We start from the raw sequence: 17,631 nt of genomic DNA, 5'->3' as shown, positions 1-17,631 counted from the left end.
TGGCCCCGGTGGTCAGGGGCGACGGGTCAGCACGAGGGCGACGGGGCCGCGGGTGCCCGCGCCGTTGCGTGACGACGAGCACGCGGAACCGTCCGCCGTGGCGTGGGCGCAACCGCCGCACCCGCTCGCCGGGCACGACGACGCCATGCGTTCGCGGCGCAACGCACCCGTGCGCTCGAGGTGCTCGATGGCCGCGTCGACGGTGGCGCGGGTAAGCCCGGTGCGGGCGGCGATGTCGGCGCGGGAGACCTCCCCGTCGGCGATCGCCTCACGCACCGCCGCCAGCGGGGATCGGGACGGCACCTGCTCTTGCTCCCGCCCGGTGATCGCCGAGCCGCGGTCGTCGTCACGCAACCGGCGGCGACCGGCGAACACCGACGTCAGGAAGGAACTCACAGGAACACCTTCAGCACCTGGAAAACGGCCACCGCCAACAGCCACGCCCCGAACAACTGCGTGGCCAAACCGAACAGCGTCCACTTCAACCCGATCTCGCGCTTCTGGGCGGCCACCGTGGCCACGCACGGCGTGTAGGCCAGCAGGAAGATCATGAACGCCCACACGGCCGCCAAGCCATGCCCGCCGGAGGTGCGGTCGAAGTCGGCGCGGATGTTGTCTGCCAACGGGCTCGTGCGCTGCTCCTCGGTGTCGGCGTCGGTGACGTCCTCCACCGCGTAGGTCTGCGCCCACGTGGAGATCACGGCTTCCTTGGCCACGAAACCGGTCAGCAGCGTGCCGGTCAGCGACCACGACCCGAAGCCGGCCGGGGCGAACACCGGGGAGACGGCCTCCGACACCGCGCCGTAGGCGGAATCGCGCGGCGGCAGCTCCTCGGAGCCGAAGGCGTGGCCCGGCACCACCGGCACCGACATCAGCGCCCACACGGCGACGACGGTGATGACGATGATGCCGCCGGCGGTCTTCAGGAAGCCCTTCAGCCGCGCCCACATCACCGACAGCGCCAGGCGGGGCATCGGCAGCTGGTAGCCGGGCAGGTCGATGACCAGCGGCTCCGACGGCATCGTGCGCCACAGCGTGTGCCGCAGCACCAGGCCGGTCAGCACGATCAGGCCGATGGAGATGACGTACATGGCGAACACCACCGTGCCCGCCGACCCCGGGAAGAACACCGCCGCGAGCATGACGTACACCGTCAGCCGCGCCGAGCAGGACGTGAACGGGATGAGCAGCGACGTGAGAATACGGTGGCGGGGGTTGCCCAGCACGCGCGTCGCCGAAATCGCCGGCACGTTGCAGCCGAAGCCCACGATGAGTGGAATGAACGCCTTGCCGGGCAGACCGATCGCGCGCATGACGCGGTCGGTGACGACGGCGGCGCGAGCCATGTAGCCGGAGTCCTCCAGGACGGCCAGGCACAGGAACATCAGCGCCATCAACGGCGCGAAGGTGAGCACCATGCCCACGCCGCCGATGAGACCGTCGACGACCAGGCCGGTCGGGATCGGACCGCCGAGGCCGATGGTCTCCATGGCCGACCGCGCCCAATCGGAAATCGGGCCGGTGATCAGGCCCTCCAACCCGTCCTGCAGCGGCGCGGCGACGGTGGTGGTGATCTGGAACACCAGCCACATGACGCCGAGGAACAGCAGCGGACCGGCGAACGGATTGAGGGCGACGCGGTCGATGCGGTCGGACCAGGTCGGCTTCTGGCCGCGGTCGGTGGTCGACGCGGCGACGACGCGGTCGATGAACGCGAACCGGGCCTCGTCGGCGGCGTCGACGTCCTCGCCGGCCCCCGCCCGGATGACGCGCGCACAGCCGGTCATCGCGCCGGCGACGGCGACGCGGACGTCCTCGACGCCGGCGCGGCGGCGCGGGTCGACGTCGACGACGGGGACGCCGAGAGCCTCCTGCATCGCGCCGGCGTCGACGTCGACGCCCTGGGCGGCGGCGACGTCGGTCTTCGTCAGCGCCACGACCATGCGGTACGGGTGCTCGGCGATCTCGGCGAACAGGTACAGGCCGCGGGCCGGGGCTGTCGCGTCGACGGCGACGATGACCAGGTCCGGGCGCTCCTCCGACTCGCGGTTGATGAGCATCTCGCGGGTGAGCTCCTCGTCGGGGCTCATCGCGTCGAGCGAGTAGGCGCCGGGGAAGTCGATGACGTCGTAGGTGACGTCGCCGGCCTTCCACGCGCCGCGGCTGACTTCGACGGTGGTGCCCGGCCAGTTGCCCATCTGGGCCTTGGCGCCGGTCAACGCGTTGAACAGGGTCGACTTGCCGGAGTTGGGTGCGCCGACCAGCGCGATGACGGGCGAGCCTGCCGGGGCGGGCGACGCACCGGCGCAGTCGTGGCAGCTCGGGGCGACGGCCAGCGGCGAGGCGCCGGAACGCGGTGCGGCGCTCATCGCAGAACGTCCATCAGCTCGAGGGTCTCGCGGTCGATGGCGTAGCGCGAGGTGCCGGACTTGACCACGCGGCCACCGCCGGCGGTCTTGGACCCGACGGTGACGCTCATGCCGGCCCGCAGGCCGAGCTGGGCGAGCCGGCGGCACAGCTGCGGTTCGGTGCGCGGCGCGGAGAGCACGACGGTGTCCCCCACCGCGACGTCGCTGAGGCGGGTGCGCTCGGGTGCGGCGGTGACGACCGCTTCCGGAGCGTCGGCGGCGCGGTGTCCGCGTGCCCTTCCACCCATCATTCGAATGGCCATGTCGGTGATCCTCCCGAATCAACGTCAGTCAGTCCGACAGCCTCTCCCAATCCGAAGCACGCACTGACTTAATTAACTAAGGTCAGCCTACTCCCATTGATCGGCGAAACACCAACCCATTCATGCCGCTGCCGATGAGCAATACGTCACATCGTCGCAAAGCCGAAAAAGCCCCCGAAAACCCCGAGCCCGCTCCCGCACCGCGCGGGGCTAGGATGGATCACCATGACTTCCGACCTGAAGAGCATCGGCCTCGACTACCCGCGCTGGCAGGACGCCATCGAGGCGGCCATCGCCACCGACCACCTGTCCGTCATCGGCGAGGTCCGCGGCGGCCAGCTCGTCCGTTTCGAGGACCCTTCGGGCGCGCGGTTGCACATCCTCGGCGTCGAGCCGTTTTCCACCTTCGCCGGCTTCGCGGGATTGACCCAGGTCACCGCGCACGTCTCCGCGCTTGACGACGTCCTGGCGCTCATCGAGATCGTCGGCGACGACCCGTCGCGCCCGGATTTCGACGAGGTCGTGGCGACGGCGACGTGCCACCTGGCCCAGTCGCCGCTGCTAGTCGACGAGGGCACGCAGACCTTCGAGCACGTCAACCTCGCCGCCCTCGCCGTGGACGTGGCGGTCGATGAGGATGCCGCCGCCTTCGAGGCCCGCACGGGCGGGCAGCCGGGCGACGTCCGCTTCACCGGCGCGGAGGCCGTCACCGGAGCCGCCGCCGGCTCGACGTCCCCCGATGCCTCGGCGACGCTGTCCGGCGTGGTCAACTCCGCCACCAAGCGCACCAACCGCCTGACCGGCCAGGACTTCTGGCTCGTGCACCTCGACGTGCCGGTCCCCCTCGACGTGGTCATCCCCGCCGACGTTGACGCTGCGCCGCAGCCCGGCACGGTCGTGTCGGGCACCTTCCTGCTGGCCGGCGAGGTCATCGCCCCGCAGGGCTGCGGCGATTCCTGCGGCGACGGCGGTTGCGGCTGCGGTTCCGGCGGCTGCGGGGGCCACTAGGACACCCGACCACGGGGCCGTCCGGCGGCACCGTTACCCCAACGCGGCCAGCGCCTGCTCGCGCACGCCGTTGCCGCCGGTCGCTGCAGCGTCCAGCCACCGCACCCGCGGATCCCGGGTGAACCACGACTTCTGGCGACGCACGTAGCGGCGGGTGCCGGTGATGGTGCGGTCCACGGCTTCGTCGAGGTCGTACTCTCCGTCCATGTGGGCCAGCACCTGCGCGTATCCGATCGCCCGCGATGCGGTGACGCCGTCTCGCAGCCCCCGCCCGATCAGCGCCTCCACTTCGTCGAGAAGCCCTCGCTCGAACATGAGTCGGGTGCGGCGCTCGATGCGCTCATTGAGCCATTCGGCCTCGGTGCCCAGCCCCAGAATGCGGGTGCCCCAACGCGGCGGCGCGTCGATCGGAGGTTTCGACGCCCCGAACGGCTGCCCCGTCAGTTCGATGACCTCGAGGGCGCGGACGATGCGCCGGGGGTCGCGGCGCTCGATGATCGCCGCCGCTGCCGGGTCGACGTCGGCAAGGTGGTCGTGGAGCTTTTCGACGCCGACCTCCTCCTGCACGGCCTCCCACTTCGCGCGGACGGCGGGGTCGGTCGGCGGGAATCGCCAATCGTCGATGAGCGCCTGCACGTAGAGCATCGAACCGCCCACGAGAATGGGGACCCGGCCGCGGGCCATGATCGCCTCCACGTCGGCGACGGCCTCCTCCTGGTACGTCGCCACAGATGCCGGTTCCACCACGTCGAGGACGTCGAGCTGATGATGCGGGATGCCGCGGCGCTCGTCGACGGTGAGTTTGGCGGTGCCGATGTCCATGCCCCGGTAGAGCTGCATGGAGTCGACGTTGACGATCTCGCCGCCGAACTCCTCGGCCAGCGCCAGCCCCAGGTCGGACTTGCCGGAGGCGGTCGGTCCGATGACCGCGATGGGCGTGAGATCCCGGTCCGACGTGGTTTCCGTCTTTCCCATTACGCCTCCCATTCCCATTCGGCCACGTGGTAGCCCACGCCATGCGGTGCGCCGCGGTACGTCTGCTTCGCGACGAATGATCCGGCGTCCAGGCGCAATTCGGCGCCGAAGGACGCCACGTCCTGCCACACGCCCATGGTGTGCAGGCCCACCGACTCGCACAGGCGGGGGCCGAACGCCCCGAAGGGGTCGTCGCCCGGTTCCCAGTTGAATGCGCCGGCGGCGATGGTGGCGCAGGTGTCGTCGATCGGGGCGGCGTCGGGAAGCAACGTCAACGGCGCCCGGGCGGTCAAGGCCGACGGTCCCTCGGCCACGACGATGATCGGACCTTCACCGGCCGCGAACGGGTCGGGCAACTGCGCCGCGACGTCGACCTCCGCCGGATCCAGGCCGGATTCGCGCACCACCCACCGGGCCACCAACTCCGGCAGATGGGCTCCTCCACCCACCCGCACATCCGCCCCCCACGCCCGGAAAGAACCGAGGTGGGACGTCGCAAAGCGATCATCCGGACGACGCACGATGAGCGGACGCGACCGGCCGTTGCCGTCCAGAACGCGGCGGGCGGCGGAAAGCACAGCAGCCCGCACCTCGGCCGCCCCCGAATCGGCGCCGGACAGTTCCGGCACCACCAGGGGTGCCCCGGGAATGAGCAGGAGTCGACGTGTCACGGCCTCGAATCTACCCGGCGCCCGCACCCCGACCGCCAACGGTTGCGGCACGCGGGCCCGACCTTTGCGATACTCGATGGGAGGAATGTGATCCGGCAGCCGTGCCGCGCGGCTAAAGCACCGATTGGATAGAACCCATGACCGACAACACCCCCACCCCGAAGCCCGGCCCCCGCCCCGGCCCCCGACCGGGAGGACGGCCCCGCCGCCCCGCGGCACCGGCCGGCACGCCCGCGGTGACCCCCGTCGTCCCCCGCAAAACCGACCCCGCCAAGTGGGGACGCGTCGACGACGACGGCACGGTGTGGGTTCGCACCGGCGACGGCGAGCGGCAGGTCGGATCGTGGCAGGCCGGCGCCCCCGAGGAGGGCCTGGCCCACTACGGCGCCCGGTACGACGACCTGGCCACCGAAATCGAACTGCTCGAGGCCCGCATCCAGTCCCACCCGGAGGAAGCCGCCACCGTCCGCGCCTCCGCCGAGGAGCTCAAGGGCCAGCTGCCCGACGCCGCCGTCGTCGGCGACCTCGACGCCCTGGATCGCCGCCTTGACATCGTGCTCGTCCACGCCGACGAAGCCGGCGAAAAGGCCAAGGCCGAGAAAGCCGAGCGTCGCGCCGCCGCCATCGCCCGCAAGGAAAAGCTGGCCGCCGAGGCCGAGGACATCGCCGAAAACTCCCAGGATTGGAAGGCCGCCGGCGACCGCATCCGCGCGATCCTCGACGAGTGGAAGCAGATCCGCGGCATCGACCGCAAGACCGACGACCAGCTGTGGAAGCGCTACTCCCGCGCCCGCGACGCCTTCAACCGCCGCCGCGGCAGCCACTTCGCCGAACTCGACCGCAACCGCGCGTCGGCCCGCAAGGCCAAGGAAGCCCTCATCGAGGAAGCCGAGGCCCTGCAGCACTCCACCGACTGGGGTCCCACCGCCGCCGCCTACCGCGACCTGATGGCCCGTTGGAAGGAAGCCGGCCGCGCACCCCGCGACATCGACGACAAGCTGTGGAAGCGCTTCAAGGAAGCCCAGGACACCTTCTTCGGCGCCCGCAACGCCGCCCACGCCGAGCGCGACAAGGAGTTCGAGGCCAACGCCGAGGCCAAGGACGCCCTGCTGGCCGAGTTCGACGAGCGGATCCGCCCCGACAAGGACCTCGACCACGCGCGTTCGGAGCTGCGCAAGCTGCAGGAGCGGTGGGACGAAATCGGATTCGTGCCCCGCGGCCGCGTCCGCGAGTTCGAGGACAAGATCGGCGCGCTCGAGCGCCGCGTCGCCGACGCCGCGGATTCCCAGTGGCGCCGCACAGACCCGGAGGCCCAGGCCCGCGTGCAGCAGTTCGCCGACCGCGCCGCCGAGTTCGAGGCCAAGGCCGCCGAGTTCGAGGCCGCCGGCAAGGCGAAGAAGGCCGAGGAAGCCCGTGCCCAGGCCGCCCAGTGGCGCGAATGGGCCGACGCCGCCGAGCGCGCCCTCGAGGAGATGTAGCTCGGAGACGCGGGCGCCGACGCCTGCGGTCGTGGCCTACTGCTCGTCGGCGTCCGGCGTCTGTTCCGTCTTTTCAGCCTGCTCTGCCTGCTCCGCACGCTTGGCGCGGCGGCGCTTGGACCGGTCGCGTCGATCGTCGACCATGGCGTCGACGTCGGTGCCGGTGTTGTCGATGAGGCCGGCGCGCAGATACTGCTGCTGGGCGCGCAGCACGGGATCCTCGTCGACCTCCTCGCGGCGGGCGGCGGCCAGCGCGGCCTGGAACGTGGACTTGCGGAACACCACGAAACTCAAGGTGATGGCCATCAGGATCGACAGCGCGATGCCCATGGCCAAGCCCCAGCCGATGCCCTCGGACGCCTCCGACGGCGGACGCGACTGGCGCATCCACCCCGCGAAGATCGAGTACACCGCCTGGATGCACACCGCCGCCCACGCCACGAACGCGACGACCGCCGACCGCGACAGGATCGTCGCGATGACCAGCAAAATGCCGACGAGCAGGATGATCGAGTAGATCCGCTCCGGCAGCATGGTGAAGTACTGGCGGGCGACGTCGGTGTCCAACAGCACGTCGAAACCGAGGACGACGCCGGAGTGCGGGGCGAAGAAGGTGAAGATCAACCCGACGAGCAGCACGCCCACCGGCACCACCGCCATGCCCAGTTGGATTTCACCGCCGGCCTTGCGCTCGGCCTCCCGCAGGTCACCGCGGAACTCGGCGAGCTTGTCGCGTTCCGCACTGCCCTCCGGCGTCACGTTTTGGTCAGTCACAACCGCAACCCCTGTCCTGGTTCATCGTCTGGTTCACGGCCGGCGTCGACGGCCGTCCCACACCGGGCAAGCCTAGCCCCACGCCAATCGGGGCGGTGGTCGGGGTGTTGCCCGCCTCCCACATGTCGCCGGCCCGGGTACGGCGGTGCGCCGTGACACCGGAATCGGCGATGAGGAAGTGCGGAGCCGACTCCGTCACCGTGACGGTGACGAAATCGCCGGGACGGATCTCGCCGTCGATGTGGGGTCGGCCGGCGTCGTCAAGCGAATCGGCGCCCTCGGCCTCGTCCACTGCGACCGGCGCGAAGTGAACGAGCCGCCCATCGACCGCGCGCCCCGACATGCGGCGGGTTTCGGCGTTCTTCTTGCCATCGTCGGCGGTGACCAGCAGCTCGAGGGTGCGGCCGACCTGCTTTGCGTTCTCCTCCTCGCTGATGCGCTCCTGCAGCTCGATGAGGCGGCCGTAGCGCTCCTTGACCACGTGCGGCGGCACCTGGTCGGGCATGTCGGCCGCCGGGGTGCCCGGGCGCGGCGAGTACTGGAACGTGAACGCCGAGGTGAAGCGAGCGCGCTCGACGACGTCGAGGGTCGCCTGGAAGTCCTCCTCGGTCTCGCCGGGAAAGCCGACGATGATGTCGGTGGTGATCGCCGCATGCGGCATCCGCTCGCGAACCTTGTCCAGGATGCCGAGGAACTTCTTCGAACGGTAGGACCGGCGCATCTCCTTGAGCACCTTGTCCGAACCCGACTGCAGCGGCATGTGCAGCTGCGGGGCGACGTTGGGGGTGTCGGCCATCGCGTCGATGACGTCGTCGGTGAACTCCGCCGGGTGCGGCGACGTGAACCGCACGCGCTCCAGGCCTTCGATCTCGCCGCAGGCGCGCAGCAGCTTGGAAAACGCGCTGCGGTCGCGTTCGAGTTCCGGGTCGTCGAAATGCACGCCGTAGGCGTTGACGTTCTGCCCCAACAGCGTGACCTCGGTGACGCCCTGGTCGACCAGCGCCTGCACCTCGGCGAGGATGTCGCCCGGGCGGCGGTCGCGTTCCTTGCCGCGCAGCGACGGCACGATGCAGAAGGTGCAGGTGTTGTTGCAGCCCACCGACACCGATACCCACCCGGCGTACGGCGATTCGCGCTTGGCGGGCAGCACCGACGGGAAGTCCTCGAGCGCGTCCTTGATTTCGACCTGCGCCTCGTGGTTGTGGGCGGCGCGTTCCAGCAGCGTCGGCAGCGAGCCGAGGTTGTGGGTGCCGAAGACCACGTCGACCCACGGCGCCTTCTTCACGACGGCGGCCTTGTCCTTCTGCGCCAGGCACCCGCCGACGGCGATCTGCATGTCGGGGTGCTCGTCCTTGACCGGCTTGAGCCTGCCGAGCGTGCCGTAGAGGCGGTTGTCGGCGTTTTCGCGCACGGCGCAGGTGTTGAACACGACCAGGTCGGGTCGTTCGCCCTCGGCGACGGCGATGTAGCCGTTGTCCTCCAGCAGGCCGGACAGGCGCTCGGAGTCGTGGACGTTCATCTGGCAGCCGAAGGTCCGCACTTCGTAGGTGCGGGGGCCGGCGGCTGCGGGGGCGGTGTTTTCGGTGGTGGGGCTGGCGTGCGTCACGCGGGAAAGGGTATCGCGAGCGGGCGTGCCTTCCCCAATCGCCGTGGGAACCGCCGTGCGCGTTTTGCTTGACGACGCCGCCCTCCCGGCACCTTTCACCGCGCGCCCAATTCGTCGTAGCGGGCATCGAGGGCTTCCCGGGCGATGACCATGGACATGCCCTGGGCGAATCCGCGGCGGGCGAGCACCCCGACGACGCGCCGCAGGTCTCTATCCCGGGCGGCACGGTCGGTCGGCGGCGACGAGATGGTGCCGGCCTTCTTCGCGGCCAACGCCCGTGCAATGTGCGACTCGTCGGCGTCGGTGATCTGCTCGAGCGCTTCCGCGCGCAGGTGCGGGGCAATGCCCTTGTCCGCCAACTCGCGGTCGAGCACCATCCGCGACTTCCCCCGGGCCGCGTGGCGTTGCCGCACCCATTCATGGGCGAAGTGGGCGTCGTCGAGCAGCCCGGACGCCGTCAGGTCGTCGAGCACTTCGCCGATGGCGGCCGGCGGCCACTCCTCGTTTTCCGCCAGCCGGCCGCGCAATTCCTCGCGGGAGCGGGCCCGCTGGTCCAGAAGCCGCAGGGCCCGGGAGCGGATCGGCGCCTTCACCGCTTCGGCATCGGCATCGATGATCGGCTCACCACCCTCGGCGGCGACCTTCTCCATCGCGGCCCGGAGCTTCTCGAGCTTCTCGGCCTGCTCCGCCTGCTCGGCCGTCACAGATCGGTCCGCCACGCGCCGCGCTCCCCTCTCCTACTCGTCTGCGCTGCTACTCGTCGTCGAAATCGATGTCCGGCACCACGTCGACCGGCGCATCGGCATCCGGCTCTTCCGCGGCGTTCGTGTACTCGCCGACGCCGAGCTTCCGCTTGATCTTGTCCTCGAGTTCCGCGGCCAACTCCGGGTTCGAGCGCAGGTGCTCGCGGGCCTTCTCCTTGCCCTGCCCCAGCTGATCGCCCTCGTAGGTGAACCACGAACCCGACTTCTTGATGATGCCGTTGTCCACGCCCATGTCCAGGATCGACCCCTCGCGGGAAATGCCCTGGCCGTAGATGATGTCGAACTCGGCGATCTTGAACGGCGGCGACACCTTGTTCTTGACGACCTTCAGCTTGGTCCGGTTGCCCACCGCGTCCTGGCCATCCTTCAGGGTCTGGATGCGCCGCACGTCGCACCGCACCGACGCATAGAACTTCAGCGCCTTGCCGCCGGTGGTGGTCTCCGGCGAACCGAACATCACGCCGATCTTCTCGCGCAGCTGGTTGATGAACACCGCCGTGGTACCCGAATTCGACACCGCTCCGGTCATCTTGCGCAGCGCCTGGCTCATCAACCGCGCCTGCAGACCCACGTGGGAGTCACCCATCTCGCCGTCGATCTCCGCCTTCGGCGTCAACGCCGCCACCGAGTCGACCACGATGATGTCGATGGCACCGGAACGCACCAGCATGTCGGCGATCTCCAGCGCCTGCTCACCGGTGTCCGGCTGCGACACCAGCAGATTGTCGGTGTCCACGCCCAACTTCCGCGCGTAATCCGGATCGAGCGCATGCTCCGCGTCGATGAACGCCGCGATGCCGCCGGCCCGCTGCGCCTCCGCGATCGCATGCAGCGCCACCGTCGTCTTACCCGACGACTCCGGGCCGTAGATCTCGACGATGCGACCACGCGGGAAACCGCCGATGCCCAACGCCACGTCGATGGCGATGTTGCCGGAGGAAATCGCGCGAATCGGCGGACGATCATCATCGCCCAGACGCATCACCGCGCCCTTGCCGAAATCCTTCTCGATGTTCGCCAACGCGACGTCGAGCGCCTTGAGCCGATCGCCGCCACCCGACGACGCGGTCGCCTTCTTCCTGGCCATGTCCTTCTCCCGTCCACGCGGCGCTTCCGCCACGTCCAGATCCGTTTCGTCCCTCACCTGATGCGCACCCGGCGCCGATGTATCCGTCACGCCCTGTTGGACGCGCCCCGGAGCGAATCGGTTCCATTTTGCTTTTCCGCGGCACCCTCGCCGCCCACACCCGTGGTTGTACCGGGCCGAGCGGATCCGCGGACCGCACGCGTTCGACTATAGACGAAAGCCCGTTCGAATGCGCGCCGCAACACGCCGACGACGCCGTTTCGCCGACCAGGCGGGCGTCGTCAAGCAAAACCCCGAGCCACCGGCGACGATCAGTCGTCCGGCCCCAACCACCGCTCCTCCGGAACATCATGGTCGCGGCACAACGCCCACCACACGTCCCGCGGCTCGACGCCACGTTCGATCAACTCCGCCGGCGTGGCGCCGTACTCCGCCAACACATGCGACTCCAACAACCACGGCCCCTGGGCATCGCCGAACTCGGCCTCGACGAAGCGATGAAAATCGGCCAAACGCATGCGACCACGGTAACACCGCCGCCCCCGACCCCAAACCCCTCCCTGAACACCGCTCAAACCGTCGCCTAGAATCACTTCCCGTGCAGAAAACAGCGATCCAATCCCTCGTCTACATCGCGGCCTTCGCGGCCCTCATCATCGTGCTCGGCGCGGTCTCCATCCCCGTCGGCGCCGTCGGCGTGCCCATCGTCCTGCAGAACATGGGCATCGCACTGGCCGGCATGCTCCTCGGCTGGCGCCGCGGCACCCTGTCCGTCGTGCTGTTCCTCGCCGTCGGACTCATCGGCGTGCCCAACCTCGCCGGATTCCGCACCACCCTGTCCGCCCTGCCCGGCACCACCGTCGGCTACCTCGTCGGCTACATCGTCGCCGCCCTCGTCATCGGTCTGCTCACCGAACGCCGCCCCCGCGGCAACGGCGCCATGATCGGCCTGTTCACCGCCGCCGGCCTCGTCGGCGTGCTCGTGCAGTACCTCTTCGGCACCTTCGGCCTCATGGTCCGCGCCGAAATGGGCTTCGTCGAGGCCCTGCTGGTCAACGTCCCCTTCATCCCCGGCGACATCGTCAAGGTCGTCGTCGCCGCGCTCATCGCCGCCCCCGTCCTGCGCGCCTTCCCCGACCTGCGCGCCAACACCGCCGCCACCGCCGCCACCGCAGCACGATGACCGTCATCCGCTTCGACTCCGTCACCTGCGACTTCGACGGCCGCCGCGCCCTGGGGCCCGTGACGGTGGAACTGTCCGAGCGGCGCATCGGCATCATCGGCCCCAACGGCGGCGGCAAATCCACGTTCGTGCGCCTGATCAACGGCCTCACCGACGCGTCGTCCGGCCGCGTCGACGTCGGCGGCCTCGACCCCGCCCGCAAGGGCCGCGAGGTCCGGCGCAACGTCGGCTTCGTCTTCTCCGACGCCGACAACCAGATCGTCATGCCCACCGTCGCCGAAGACGTCGCCTTCTCCCTGCGCCAGCGCGGCATCGCACCGAAGGACCGCGACGGTCTGGCCCTTTCCGCTTTACGACGATTCGACCTCCACGACCACGCCGACCACTCCCCCCACCTCCTGTCCGGCGGGCAAAAACAACTCCTGGCCCTGACGTCGGTGCTCGTCCTCGAGCCCGAACTGATCATCGCCGACGAACCGACCACGTTGCTGGATCTGCGCAATCGCCGTTCGCTCGCCGCGACGTTCGCGAGACTTGACCAACAGCTGATCGTCGTCACGCACGACCTCGACTTCGTCGCCGACTTCGACCGCGTCCTGTGCATCGAAGACGGACTCATCGTCGACGACGGCGACCCCCGAACCGTCATCGACAGCTACGTCTCCCGGATGGGCGCCTGATGGCCGGCCGCGGCGCGCTGGTCGTGCCCCTGTCGGTGTACGTCAAACGCGACTCCCCCGTCCACCGGATGCCCGCGGGGCCGAAGCTCGGACTCGTCGTCGCGTTCATCGTCGTCGCCACGATCTTCGCCCGCACCATCCCCACCGCCGCGGTCGCGCTGGCCGTTGCGCTGTGCGGCTACGCCGTCGCCCGCATCCCCCTCAAAGTCGCGGTGGCGCAGTTGCTGGGCGCGGTGCCGCTGCTGGCGTTCATCGCCGTCATCCAGGGGCTCACCGGCGACTGGGAACTCGGCGCGATGCTGTTTCTGCAGATCCTCGCCTGCGTCATCGCCGCGACGCTGCTGACGCTGACCACCCGCGTCTCCGACCTGATGAACGCCTTCGACCGATTGTTGGCGCCGCTGGGGAAGTTCGGGCTGCCGGTGGCCACCATCTCGTTGGCGATGTCCCTCACGCTGCGCCTGATTCCCCTCCAGGTGCAGGCCGTGCGCGAGGTTCTGGACGCCCGCCGCGCCCGTGGAGCCTCCGCGCCGGCGACCGCGTTCGGGGTGCCGGTGATCATCCGCACCATTCGCCGTTCCCGCGCCATGTCCGACGCCCTACTAGCCCGCGGCGTCGGGGACTAGGGCGGCCCGGGACTGGCCGGCCGGTCACAAACACACCGCCCCGTCAGAAACTCGACATTTTTCGCGGCCACCAACACCCCACCTTGGCTTTTGCAAAGCGGTGGCATGACTTTCTGACGCTCCCCGGCTCCTGCCCCCACACCGGCCGGTCAGAAACACGTCGGCCGGTCAGAAACTCGACATTTTTCGCGGCCACCAACACCCCACCTTGGCTTTTGCAAAGCGGTGGCATGACTTTCTGACGCACCCCGCCCCGCGACTCCACGCAAAAAACCGGCGGCCCACCATCATGGTGAACCGCCGGTCATCGCGCGCGGGGCCGCCGCCTCCTGCCGCCCTCTACTGACCGCCGCGCAGTTCGCGCAGCTTCGCCTCGACCGCCGGGTCGACGGAGCCGGACTGGCCGCCCTGCCCCTGCTCGATGGCACCCTGCGCACCGCCGGACGGCAGCTGGTTGCCGCCGCGCATCTCGGACCGGATCTGCTCCAGGCGCGAGTGGCCGGCCAGCTGGATGCCCGCCTGCTCGACCTCCGCCATGCGGCCCTGGACGGAATTCTGGGCCAGCTCGGCCTGGCCGAGGGCGTTGGCGTAACGACGCTCGATCTTGTCGCGCACCTGATCCAGGTTCGGGGTCGAGCCGGAGGACAGCTCGTTCATGGACTGCAGGGACTCGGAGACCTTCTCCTGCATCTTCGCCTGCTCCAGCTGCGACAGCAGCTTGGTGCGCTCGGCGACCTTCTGCTGCAGGGCCATGGAGTTGCGCTCGACGGCTTTCTTCGCCTGGGCGGCCTGCTGCAAGGACTGGTCGTGCAGGCCCTTCAGATCCTCGACGGACTGTTCGGCGGTGACGAGCTGGGCAGCGAACGCCTCGGCGGCGTTTTCGTATTCGACGGCCTTGGCTTCGTCGCCTTCGCCGCGGGCCTTGTCGGCCAGCTGCAGGGCCTGGCGGGTGTTGCCCTGGAGCTTCTCGATCTCGGCGAGCTGCCGGTTGAGGCGCATCTCGAGCTGGCGCTGGTTGCCGATGACGGCCGCCGCCTGCTGGGAAAGTTCCTGGTGCTGACGCTGGGCGTCTTCGATGGCCTGCTGGATCTGGACCTTTGGGTCCGCGTTCTCCTCGATCTTGGAGTCGAACAGGGCCATCATGTAGTTCCACAGCTTGGCGAAGGGGTTTGCCATTGTTGCTCGGTACCTTCCTCAGAGAGTCGGCGGGAGTGGGCGGGAGCCCCGGGCGTCCGGCGTCCCAGAATACCCGGCGGTGGTTCGTGCCGCAGCAACGCCGCGGAACGCGGTCGGGTTACATCGCGGCCATTTCGGGCTGCGCGGCGTGCAGTGCCATGGCGCCGGCGGCGTCGATGATGACGTCGGAGACGGAAACGGACAGTCCGTGGCACACGGAGGCCAGCAGTTCCGACGACACTTCTTTGCGGCCGCGTTCGAGTTCCGACAGGTAGCCGGGGCTGATGGCGGCGAGGTCGGACAGTTCCCGGAGGGTCATGCCGTTGCGGGTGCGGATGTCGCGCAGCGCCTCGCCGAGCGCTTCGCGCAGCAGCGGTTCACGCGCGGGCGCCGCGACCGGCAGCGGCGATTGCGCGGGGGCGGGAATGGTCATGGTGTCGTTGATCATCACCCCAATTAACGCACGAATGGGCGCGTTTGTTCCCGGTTCGACGATTCAGGGGCGGTTTTCCGGCCGGGCGCGGGTACGGCGTCAGCGATCGAGCTCGGTCGTGAGCAGGTCCAACGCCCGCGCGACGGCTGCGGTGCGGATGCCCCAGCGTCCCGCGTCGGCGTCGATGTCGAGTTGCTTGACGACGACGCCGTGGTCGGGTCGGGCGATGGCGCACCAGACTTCGCCGACCGGGTGGCCGTTTTGGGGTGCGGGGCCGGCGACGCCGGTGAGCGCCACTGCCCAATCGGCGCCGCAGCGCTTCTTCGTGCCGATGGCCATTGCCCGGGCGGTGTCCGGTGCGACGGGGCCGACGGCGTCGAGCGTGTCGGCGGGGACGTCGGCCAGCGTCGCCTTGAGGTCGGTGGCATAGGTGATCAGGCCGCCGCGCAAGACGGCCGACGCTCCGGGAACTCCGGCGACCGTCGCGCAAAACAGGCCGGCCGTCAGCGATTCCGCCGCCGCGAGCGTCTGCCCCCGGGCGGTGAGCACGCCGATGACGTCGACTGCGGCGGTGCCGTCGGCAAGCGGATCGACGGCACCCATCTAGGCGGCGGCCTTGCGGGAGTCGACGATGTACTGGACGCCGGTGACGACGGTGATGACCACCGCGAGGATCATGACCACCCACGCCGGCCAGTGCAGCCAGGCCACGGGCATGAGGAACAACGCCACCGCCAGCGACTGGGTCACCGTCTTCAGCTTGCCGCCCTTCGAGGCGGGCACGACGTGGCCGGCGCGCAGCTGGAACATGCGCCAGAACGTGATGCCGAGTTCGCGCACCACGATGATCGCCGTGATCCACCACGGCAGCAGGCCGATGATGTTGAGGCCGACCAGGGCGCCGATCATCAGCGCCTTGTCGGCGATGGGGTCGGCGATCTTGCCGAAGTCGGTCACCAGGTTGCGGGCGCGCGCGAGATCACCGTCGATCTTGTCGGTGATCATCAGCAGCGCGAACACTCCGAAGGACCACCATCGCCACCCGGCGTCGTCGCCGCCTTCCCGCAGCAGCAGCCACAGGAAGACGGGGACGCCGAGAATGCGCAAAACGGTCAGCGCGTTCGGCAGGTTCCAGTTGGAGGGCGCGGCATCCGCGACGGGGCGGGATTGATCGGTCACGCCGTCAACCCTACCGCCGAATCCGAGACGTTCTAATCGGAGGTCCCTCGGCCGCTGGATTCGGACGACGGGCCGTCGTCACGCGAAGCCCCGCGGAACTTCTTCGCTTTGACGGAACCGTCGACCACGAGCTCCTCGTGCTCCACGTCGTGGCCCGTCCACCGGGCCGAGGCGATGCCGCCCATGTTCCGGTCGCGGACGTTCTTCAGCCACGAGGCCAACACGGTGACCACCAACACGACGACGATGAACGCCAGCGACACCCACGTGCCGATCTCCGGCACCGCCACGTCCTCCCCGCCGTTGATGAACGGCAGGTTGTTCTCGTGCAGCGCATGCAGGAACAGCTTGATGGCGATGAAGCCCAGGATCGCGCCGAGGCCATAGGCCAGGTACACCAGCCGGTCGAGCAGACCGTCGAGCAGGAAGTACATCTGACGCAGACCCATCAACGCCAGGGCGTTGGCCGTGAAGACGATGTACGGCTCGTCGGTCAGGCCGAAGATCGCCGGAATCGAGTCGAACGCGAACATGATGTCCACGAAGCCGATGGCCACCAGCGCCACCGCCAGCGGGGTGAAGTACCGCTTGCCGTCGACCCGTGCGGTCAACTTGTCCTTGTTGTAGCCGCTGGAAATCGGGACGATCTTGCGCAGCCAGATGATGATCTTCATGTCGTTCGGATCGGTCTCCGGCTTGTCCGCCGCCTCGTCCCACACCGTCTTGATGGCGGTGTACAGCAGGAACAGCGCGAACAGGTAGAACACGTCCGACCACTTGTTGATCACCGCGGCACCCAACAGGATGAACACCGTGCGGAAGACCAGCGCCATCGCGATACCGAACAGCAGCACCTTCTGCTGGTACTTGCGCGGGATCTTGAACGCCCCGATGATCAGCGCGAACACGAACAGGTTGTCCACGCTCAACGCCTTTTCGGTGACGTAACCCGACAGGAACTCGACGCCGCGTTCGTGGTCCCAGAACAACCAGATGAACCCGCCGAACAACAGCGCCAGAACGACGTAGAACGCGGTCCAGCCGCCGGCTTCCTTCAGCGTCGGCTCATGGGGAGTCTTGACGTGGGCGTAGAAATCGAAGGCGATGAAGCCGATGACGATCACGACGGTGATCGCCCAAACGGAAAAAGGTACGTGCACGGGTGGTGCTCCTCCGGTCGGTCGACGAATAACCGGAGGTCTCTCCCACCGCACGACTCACGTCGGCCGATGGCGCCGGGGAACTCGCGGCACCCGCCTCGACGGCCGGCGCCCGACTCCCGTGTTGACGACGGCCATCACGGTGAAAACCGGGGATACT

At 69.1% G+C, this 17,631-nt stretch carries 20 protein-coding genes; 5 read left to right on the top strand and 15 right to left on the bottom strand.

The window, feature by feature from the left end; translation table 11 throughout:
• Window positions 1–12: 12 nt before the first annotated feature.
• From CFREN_RS06145 to CFREN_RS06135, 3 genes are read right to left on the bottom strand one after another with little or no spacing between them, the layout of a single operon-like run.
• Window positions 13–396 carry a FeoC-like transcriptional regulator gene (locus tag CFREN_RS06145; RefSeq protein ID WP_246580191.1) on the bottom strand — a complete coding sequence of 128 codons (384 nt, stop codon included), beginning with the start codon at window positions 394–396 and terminating at the stop codon, window positions 13–15.
• Window positions 393–2,369 (bottom strand): ferrous iron transport protein B, encoded by a 1,977-nt coding sequence (feoB, locus tag CFREN_RS06140; RefSeq protein WP_209653134.1) that lies wholly within the window; start codon window positions 2,367–2,369, stop codon window positions 393–395. The genes CFREN_RS06145 and feoB overlap by 4 nt, the downstream gene beginning before the upstream one ends.
• Window positions 2,366–2,671 (bottom strand): FeoA family protein, encoded by a 306-nt coding sequence (locus CFREN_RS06135; protein WP_239253125.1) that lies wholly within the window; start codon window positions 2,669–2,671, stop codon window positions 2,366–2,368. The genes feoB and CFREN_RS06135 overlap by 4 nt, the downstream gene beginning before the upstream one ends.
• A 225-nt stretch (window positions 2,672–2,896) precedes the next feature.
• Here CFREN_RS06135 and CFREN_RS06130 point away from each other — a divergent pair, with 225 nt between their 5' ends.
• Window positions 2,897–3,679 (top strand): hypothetical protein, encoded by a 783-nt coding sequence (locus CFREN_RS06130; protein ID WP_209653136.1) that lies wholly within the window; start codon window positions 2,897–2,899, stop codon window positions 3,677–3,679.
• A 33-nt stretch (window positions 3,680–3,712) separates the two neighbouring features.
• Here CFREN_RS06130 and miaA read toward each other — a convergent pair whose 3' ends face one another.
• The gene (miaA, locus tag CFREN_RS06125; RefSeq protein WP_209653138.1) at window positions 3,713–4,654 is read right to left on the bottom strand and encodes a tRNA (adenosine(37)-N6)-dimethylallyltransferase MiaA; all 942 of its coding nucleotides are present in this window, start codon (window positions 4,652–4,654) and stop codon (window positions 3,713–3,715) included.
• Window positions 4,654–5,325: a class III extradiol ring-cleavage dioxygenase family protein gene (locus CFREN_RS06120; RefSeq protein ID WP_209653140.1), complete on the bottom strand. Its 672-nt coding sequence runs from the start codon at window positions 5,323–5,325 to the stop codon at window positions 4,654–4,656. Before CFREN_RS06120 ends, miaA begins: the two co-directional genes overlap by 1 nt.
• A 137-nt stretch (window positions 5,326–5,462) precedes the next feature.
• Here CFREN_RS06120 and CFREN_RS06115 point away from each other — a divergent pair, with 137 nt between their 5' ends.
• A complete protein-coding gene (locus CFREN_RS06115) occupies window positions 5,463–6,803 on the top strand; it encodes a DUF349 domain-containing protein (protein WP_209653142.1) in 1,341 nt (446 codons plus the stop codon).
• Window positions 6,804–6,839: 36 nt separating this feature from the next.
• Here the strand turns inward: CFREN_RS06115 and CFREN_RS06110 are convergent, their stop codons facing one another.
• The 5 genes from CFREN_RS06110 to CFREN_RS06090 all read right to left on the bottom strand — a co-directional run bounded on the left by CFREN_RS06110 (window position 6,840) and on the right by CFREN_RS06090 (window position 11,552).
• Window positions 6,840–7,577, bottom strand: a complete 738-nt coding sequence (locus tag CFREN_RS06110) for an Rv2732c family membrane protein (protein WP_246580190.1) — start codon at window positions 7,575–7,577, stop codon at window positions 6,840–6,842.
• Window positions 7,570–9,183 carry a tRNA (N6-isopentenyl adenosine(37)-C2)-methylthiotransferase MiaB gene (miaB, locus tag CFREN_RS06105; protein ID WP_070519856.1) on the bottom strand — a complete coding sequence of 538 codons (1,614 nt, stop codon included), beginning with the start codon at window positions 9,181–9,183 and terminating at the stop codon, window positions 7,570–7,572. The genes CFREN_RS06110 and miaB overlap by 8 nt, the downstream gene beginning before the upstream one ends.
• A gap of 95 nt (window positions 9,184–9,278) precedes the next feature.
• Window positions 9,279–9,833 (bottom strand): regulatory protein RecX, encoded by a 555-nt coding sequence (locus tag CFREN_RS06100; protein ID WP_070519896.1) that lies wholly within the window; start codon window positions 9,831–9,833, stop codon window positions 9,279–9,281.
• 103 nt (window positions 9,834–9,936) lie between these two features.
• A complete protein-coding gene (gene recA, locus CFREN_RS06095; RefSeq protein ID WP_209654691.1) occupies window positions 9,937–11,034 on the bottom strand; it encodes a recombinase RecA in 1,098 nt (365 codons plus the stop codon).
• A gap of 311 nt (window positions 11,035–11,345) precedes the next feature.
• Window positions 11,346–11,552 (bottom strand): DUF3046 domain-containing protein, encoded by a 207-nt coding sequence (locus CFREN_RS06090; RefSeq protein ID WP_070519858.1) that lies wholly within the window; start codon window positions 11,550–11,552, stop codon window positions 11,346–11,348.
• Between the two features lie 80 nt (window positions 11,553–11,632).
• Between CFREN_RS06090 and CFREN_RS06085 the strand changes: the two genes are divergently transcribed.
• The 3 genes from CFREN_RS06085 to CFREN_RS06075 are packed head-to-tail and all read left to right on the top strand — an operon-like array spanning window position 11,633 to window position 13,523.
• Entirely contained in the window at window positions 11,633–12,217 is a 585-nt protein-coding gene (locus CFREN_RS06085; RefSeq protein WP_035121961.1) for a biotin transporter BioY, read from the top strand.
• Window positions 12,214–12,897 (top strand): energy-coupling factor ABC transporter ATP-binding protein, encoded by a 684-nt coding sequence (locus CFREN_RS06080; protein WP_209653145.1) that lies wholly within the window; start codon window positions 12,214–12,216, stop codon window positions 12,895–12,897. The genes CFREN_RS06085 and CFREN_RS06080 overlap by 4 nt, the downstream gene beginning before the upstream one ends.
• Window positions 12,897–13,523, top strand: a complete 627-nt coding sequence (locus tag CFREN_RS06075) for an energy-coupling factor transporter transmembrane component T family protein (protein WP_209653147.1) — start codon at window positions 12,897–12,899, stop codon at window positions 13,521–13,523. The genes CFREN_RS06080 and CFREN_RS06075 overlap by 1 nt, the downstream gene beginning before the upstream one ends.
• 339 nt (window positions 13,524–13,862) lie before the next feature.
• Here the strand turns inward: CFREN_RS06075 and CFREN_RS06070 are convergent, their stop codons facing one another.
• The 5 genes from CFREN_RS06070 to CFREN_RS06050 all read right to left on the bottom strand — a co-directional run bounded on the left by CFREN_RS06070 (window position 13,863) and on the right by CFREN_RS06050 (window position 17,471).
• Complete coding sequence (locus CFREN_RS06070) at window positions 13,863–14,699, bottom strand: PspA/IM30 family protein (RefSeq protein WP_070519864.1); 837 nt, start codon at window positions 14,697–14,699, stop codon at window positions 13,863–13,865.
• A gap of 118 nt (window positions 14,700–14,817) precedes the next feature.
• A complete protein-coding gene (locus tag CFREN_RS06065) occupies window positions 14,818–15,147 on the bottom strand; it encodes a helix-turn-helix domain-containing protein (RefSeq protein ID WP_070519866.1) in 330 nt (109 codons plus the stop codon).
• Window positions 15,148–15,231: 84 nt separating this feature from the next.
• Complete coding sequence (locus CFREN_RS06060; protein WP_070519868.1) at window positions 15,232–15,735, bottom strand: CinA family protein; 504 nt, start codon at window positions 15,733–15,735, stop codon at window positions 15,232–15,234.
• Entirely contained in the window at window positions 15,736–16,311 is a 576-nt protein-coding gene (gene pgsA / locus CFREN_RS06055; RefSeq protein ID WP_070519870.1) for a CDP-diacylglycerol--glycerol-3-phosphate 3-phosphatidyltransferase, read from the bottom strand.
• A gap of 32 nt (window positions 16,312–16,343) precedes the next feature.
• Window positions 16,344–17,471 (bottom strand): TerC family protein, encoded by a 1,128-nt coding sequence (locus tag CFREN_RS06050; RefSeq protein WP_217124655.1) that lies wholly within the window; start codon window positions 17,469–17,471, stop codon window positions 16,344–16,346.
• Window positions 17,472–17,631 lie beyond the last annotated feature (160 nt).

This window comes from Corynebacterium freneyi, from assembly GCF_030408835.1.
GTDB lineage: Bacteria > Actinomycetota > Actinomycetes > Mycobacteriales > Mycobacteriaceae > Corynebacterium > Corynebacterium freneyi.
The sequence above is the reverse complement of the archived record's forward strand: the minus strand, read 5'-3'. Positions and strand labels throughout refer to the sequence as shown.

What these genes read in the sequence shown, in the direction of transcription:
- recA (WP_209654691.1), bottom strand. Translation starts at nt 11,034, where the DNA reads ATGGCCAGGAAGAAGGCGACCGCGTCGTCGGGTGGCGGCGATCGGCTC.
- feoB (WP_209653134.1), bottom strand. Translation starts at nt 2,369, where the DNA reads ATGAGCGCCGCACCGCGTTCCGGCGCCTCGCCGCTGGCCGTCGCCCCG.
- CFREN_RS06115 (WP_209653142.1), top strand. Translation starts at nt 5,463, where the DNA reads ATGACCGACAACACCCCCACCCCGAAGCCCGGCCCCCGCCCCGGCCCC.
- CFREN_RS06080 (WP_209653145.1), top strand. Translation starts at nt 12,214, where the DNA reads ATGACCGTCATCCGCTTCGACTCCGTCACCTGCGACTTCGACGGCCGC.
- CFREN_RS06070 (WP_070519864.1), bottom strand. Translation starts at nt 14,699, where the DNA reads ATGGCAAACCCCTTCGCCAAGCTGTGGAACTACATGATGGCCCTGTTC.
- CFREN_RS06090 (WP_070519858.1), bottom strand. Translation starts at nt 11,552, where the DNA reads ATGCGTTTGGCCGATTTTCATCGCTTCGTCGAGGCCGAGTTCGGCGAT.
- CFREN_RS06065 (WP_070519866.1), bottom strand. Translation starts at nt 15,147, where the DNA reads ATGATCAACGACACCATGACCATTCCCGCCCCCGCGCAATCGCCGCTG.
- miaA (WP_209653138.1), bottom strand. Translation starts at nt 4,654, where the DNA reads ATGGGAAAGACGGAAACCACGTCGGACCGGGATCTCACGCCCATCGCG.
- CFREN_RS06060 (WP_070519868.1), bottom strand. Translation starts at nt 15,735, where the DNA reads ATGGGTGCCGTCGATCCGCTTGCCGACGGCACCGCCGCAGTCGACGTC.
- CFREN_RS06075 (WP_209653147.1), top strand. Translation starts at nt 12,897, where the DNA reads ATGGCCGGCCGCGGCGCGCTGGTCGTGCCCCTGTCGGTGTACGTCAAA.
- CFREN_RS06130 (WP_209653136.1), top strand. Translation starts at nt 2,897, where the DNA reads ATGACTTCCGACCTGAAGAGCATCGGCCTCGACTACCCGCGCTGGCAG.
- CFREN_RS06135 (WP_239253125.1), bottom strand. Translation starts at nt 2,671, where the DNA reads ATGGCCATTCGAATGATGGGTGGAAGGGCACGCGGACACCGCGCCGCC.
- CFREN_RS06100 (WP_070519896.1), bottom strand. Translation starts at nt 9,833, where the DNA reads ATGGAGAAGGTCGCCGCCGAGGGTGGTGAGCCGATCATCGATGCCGAT.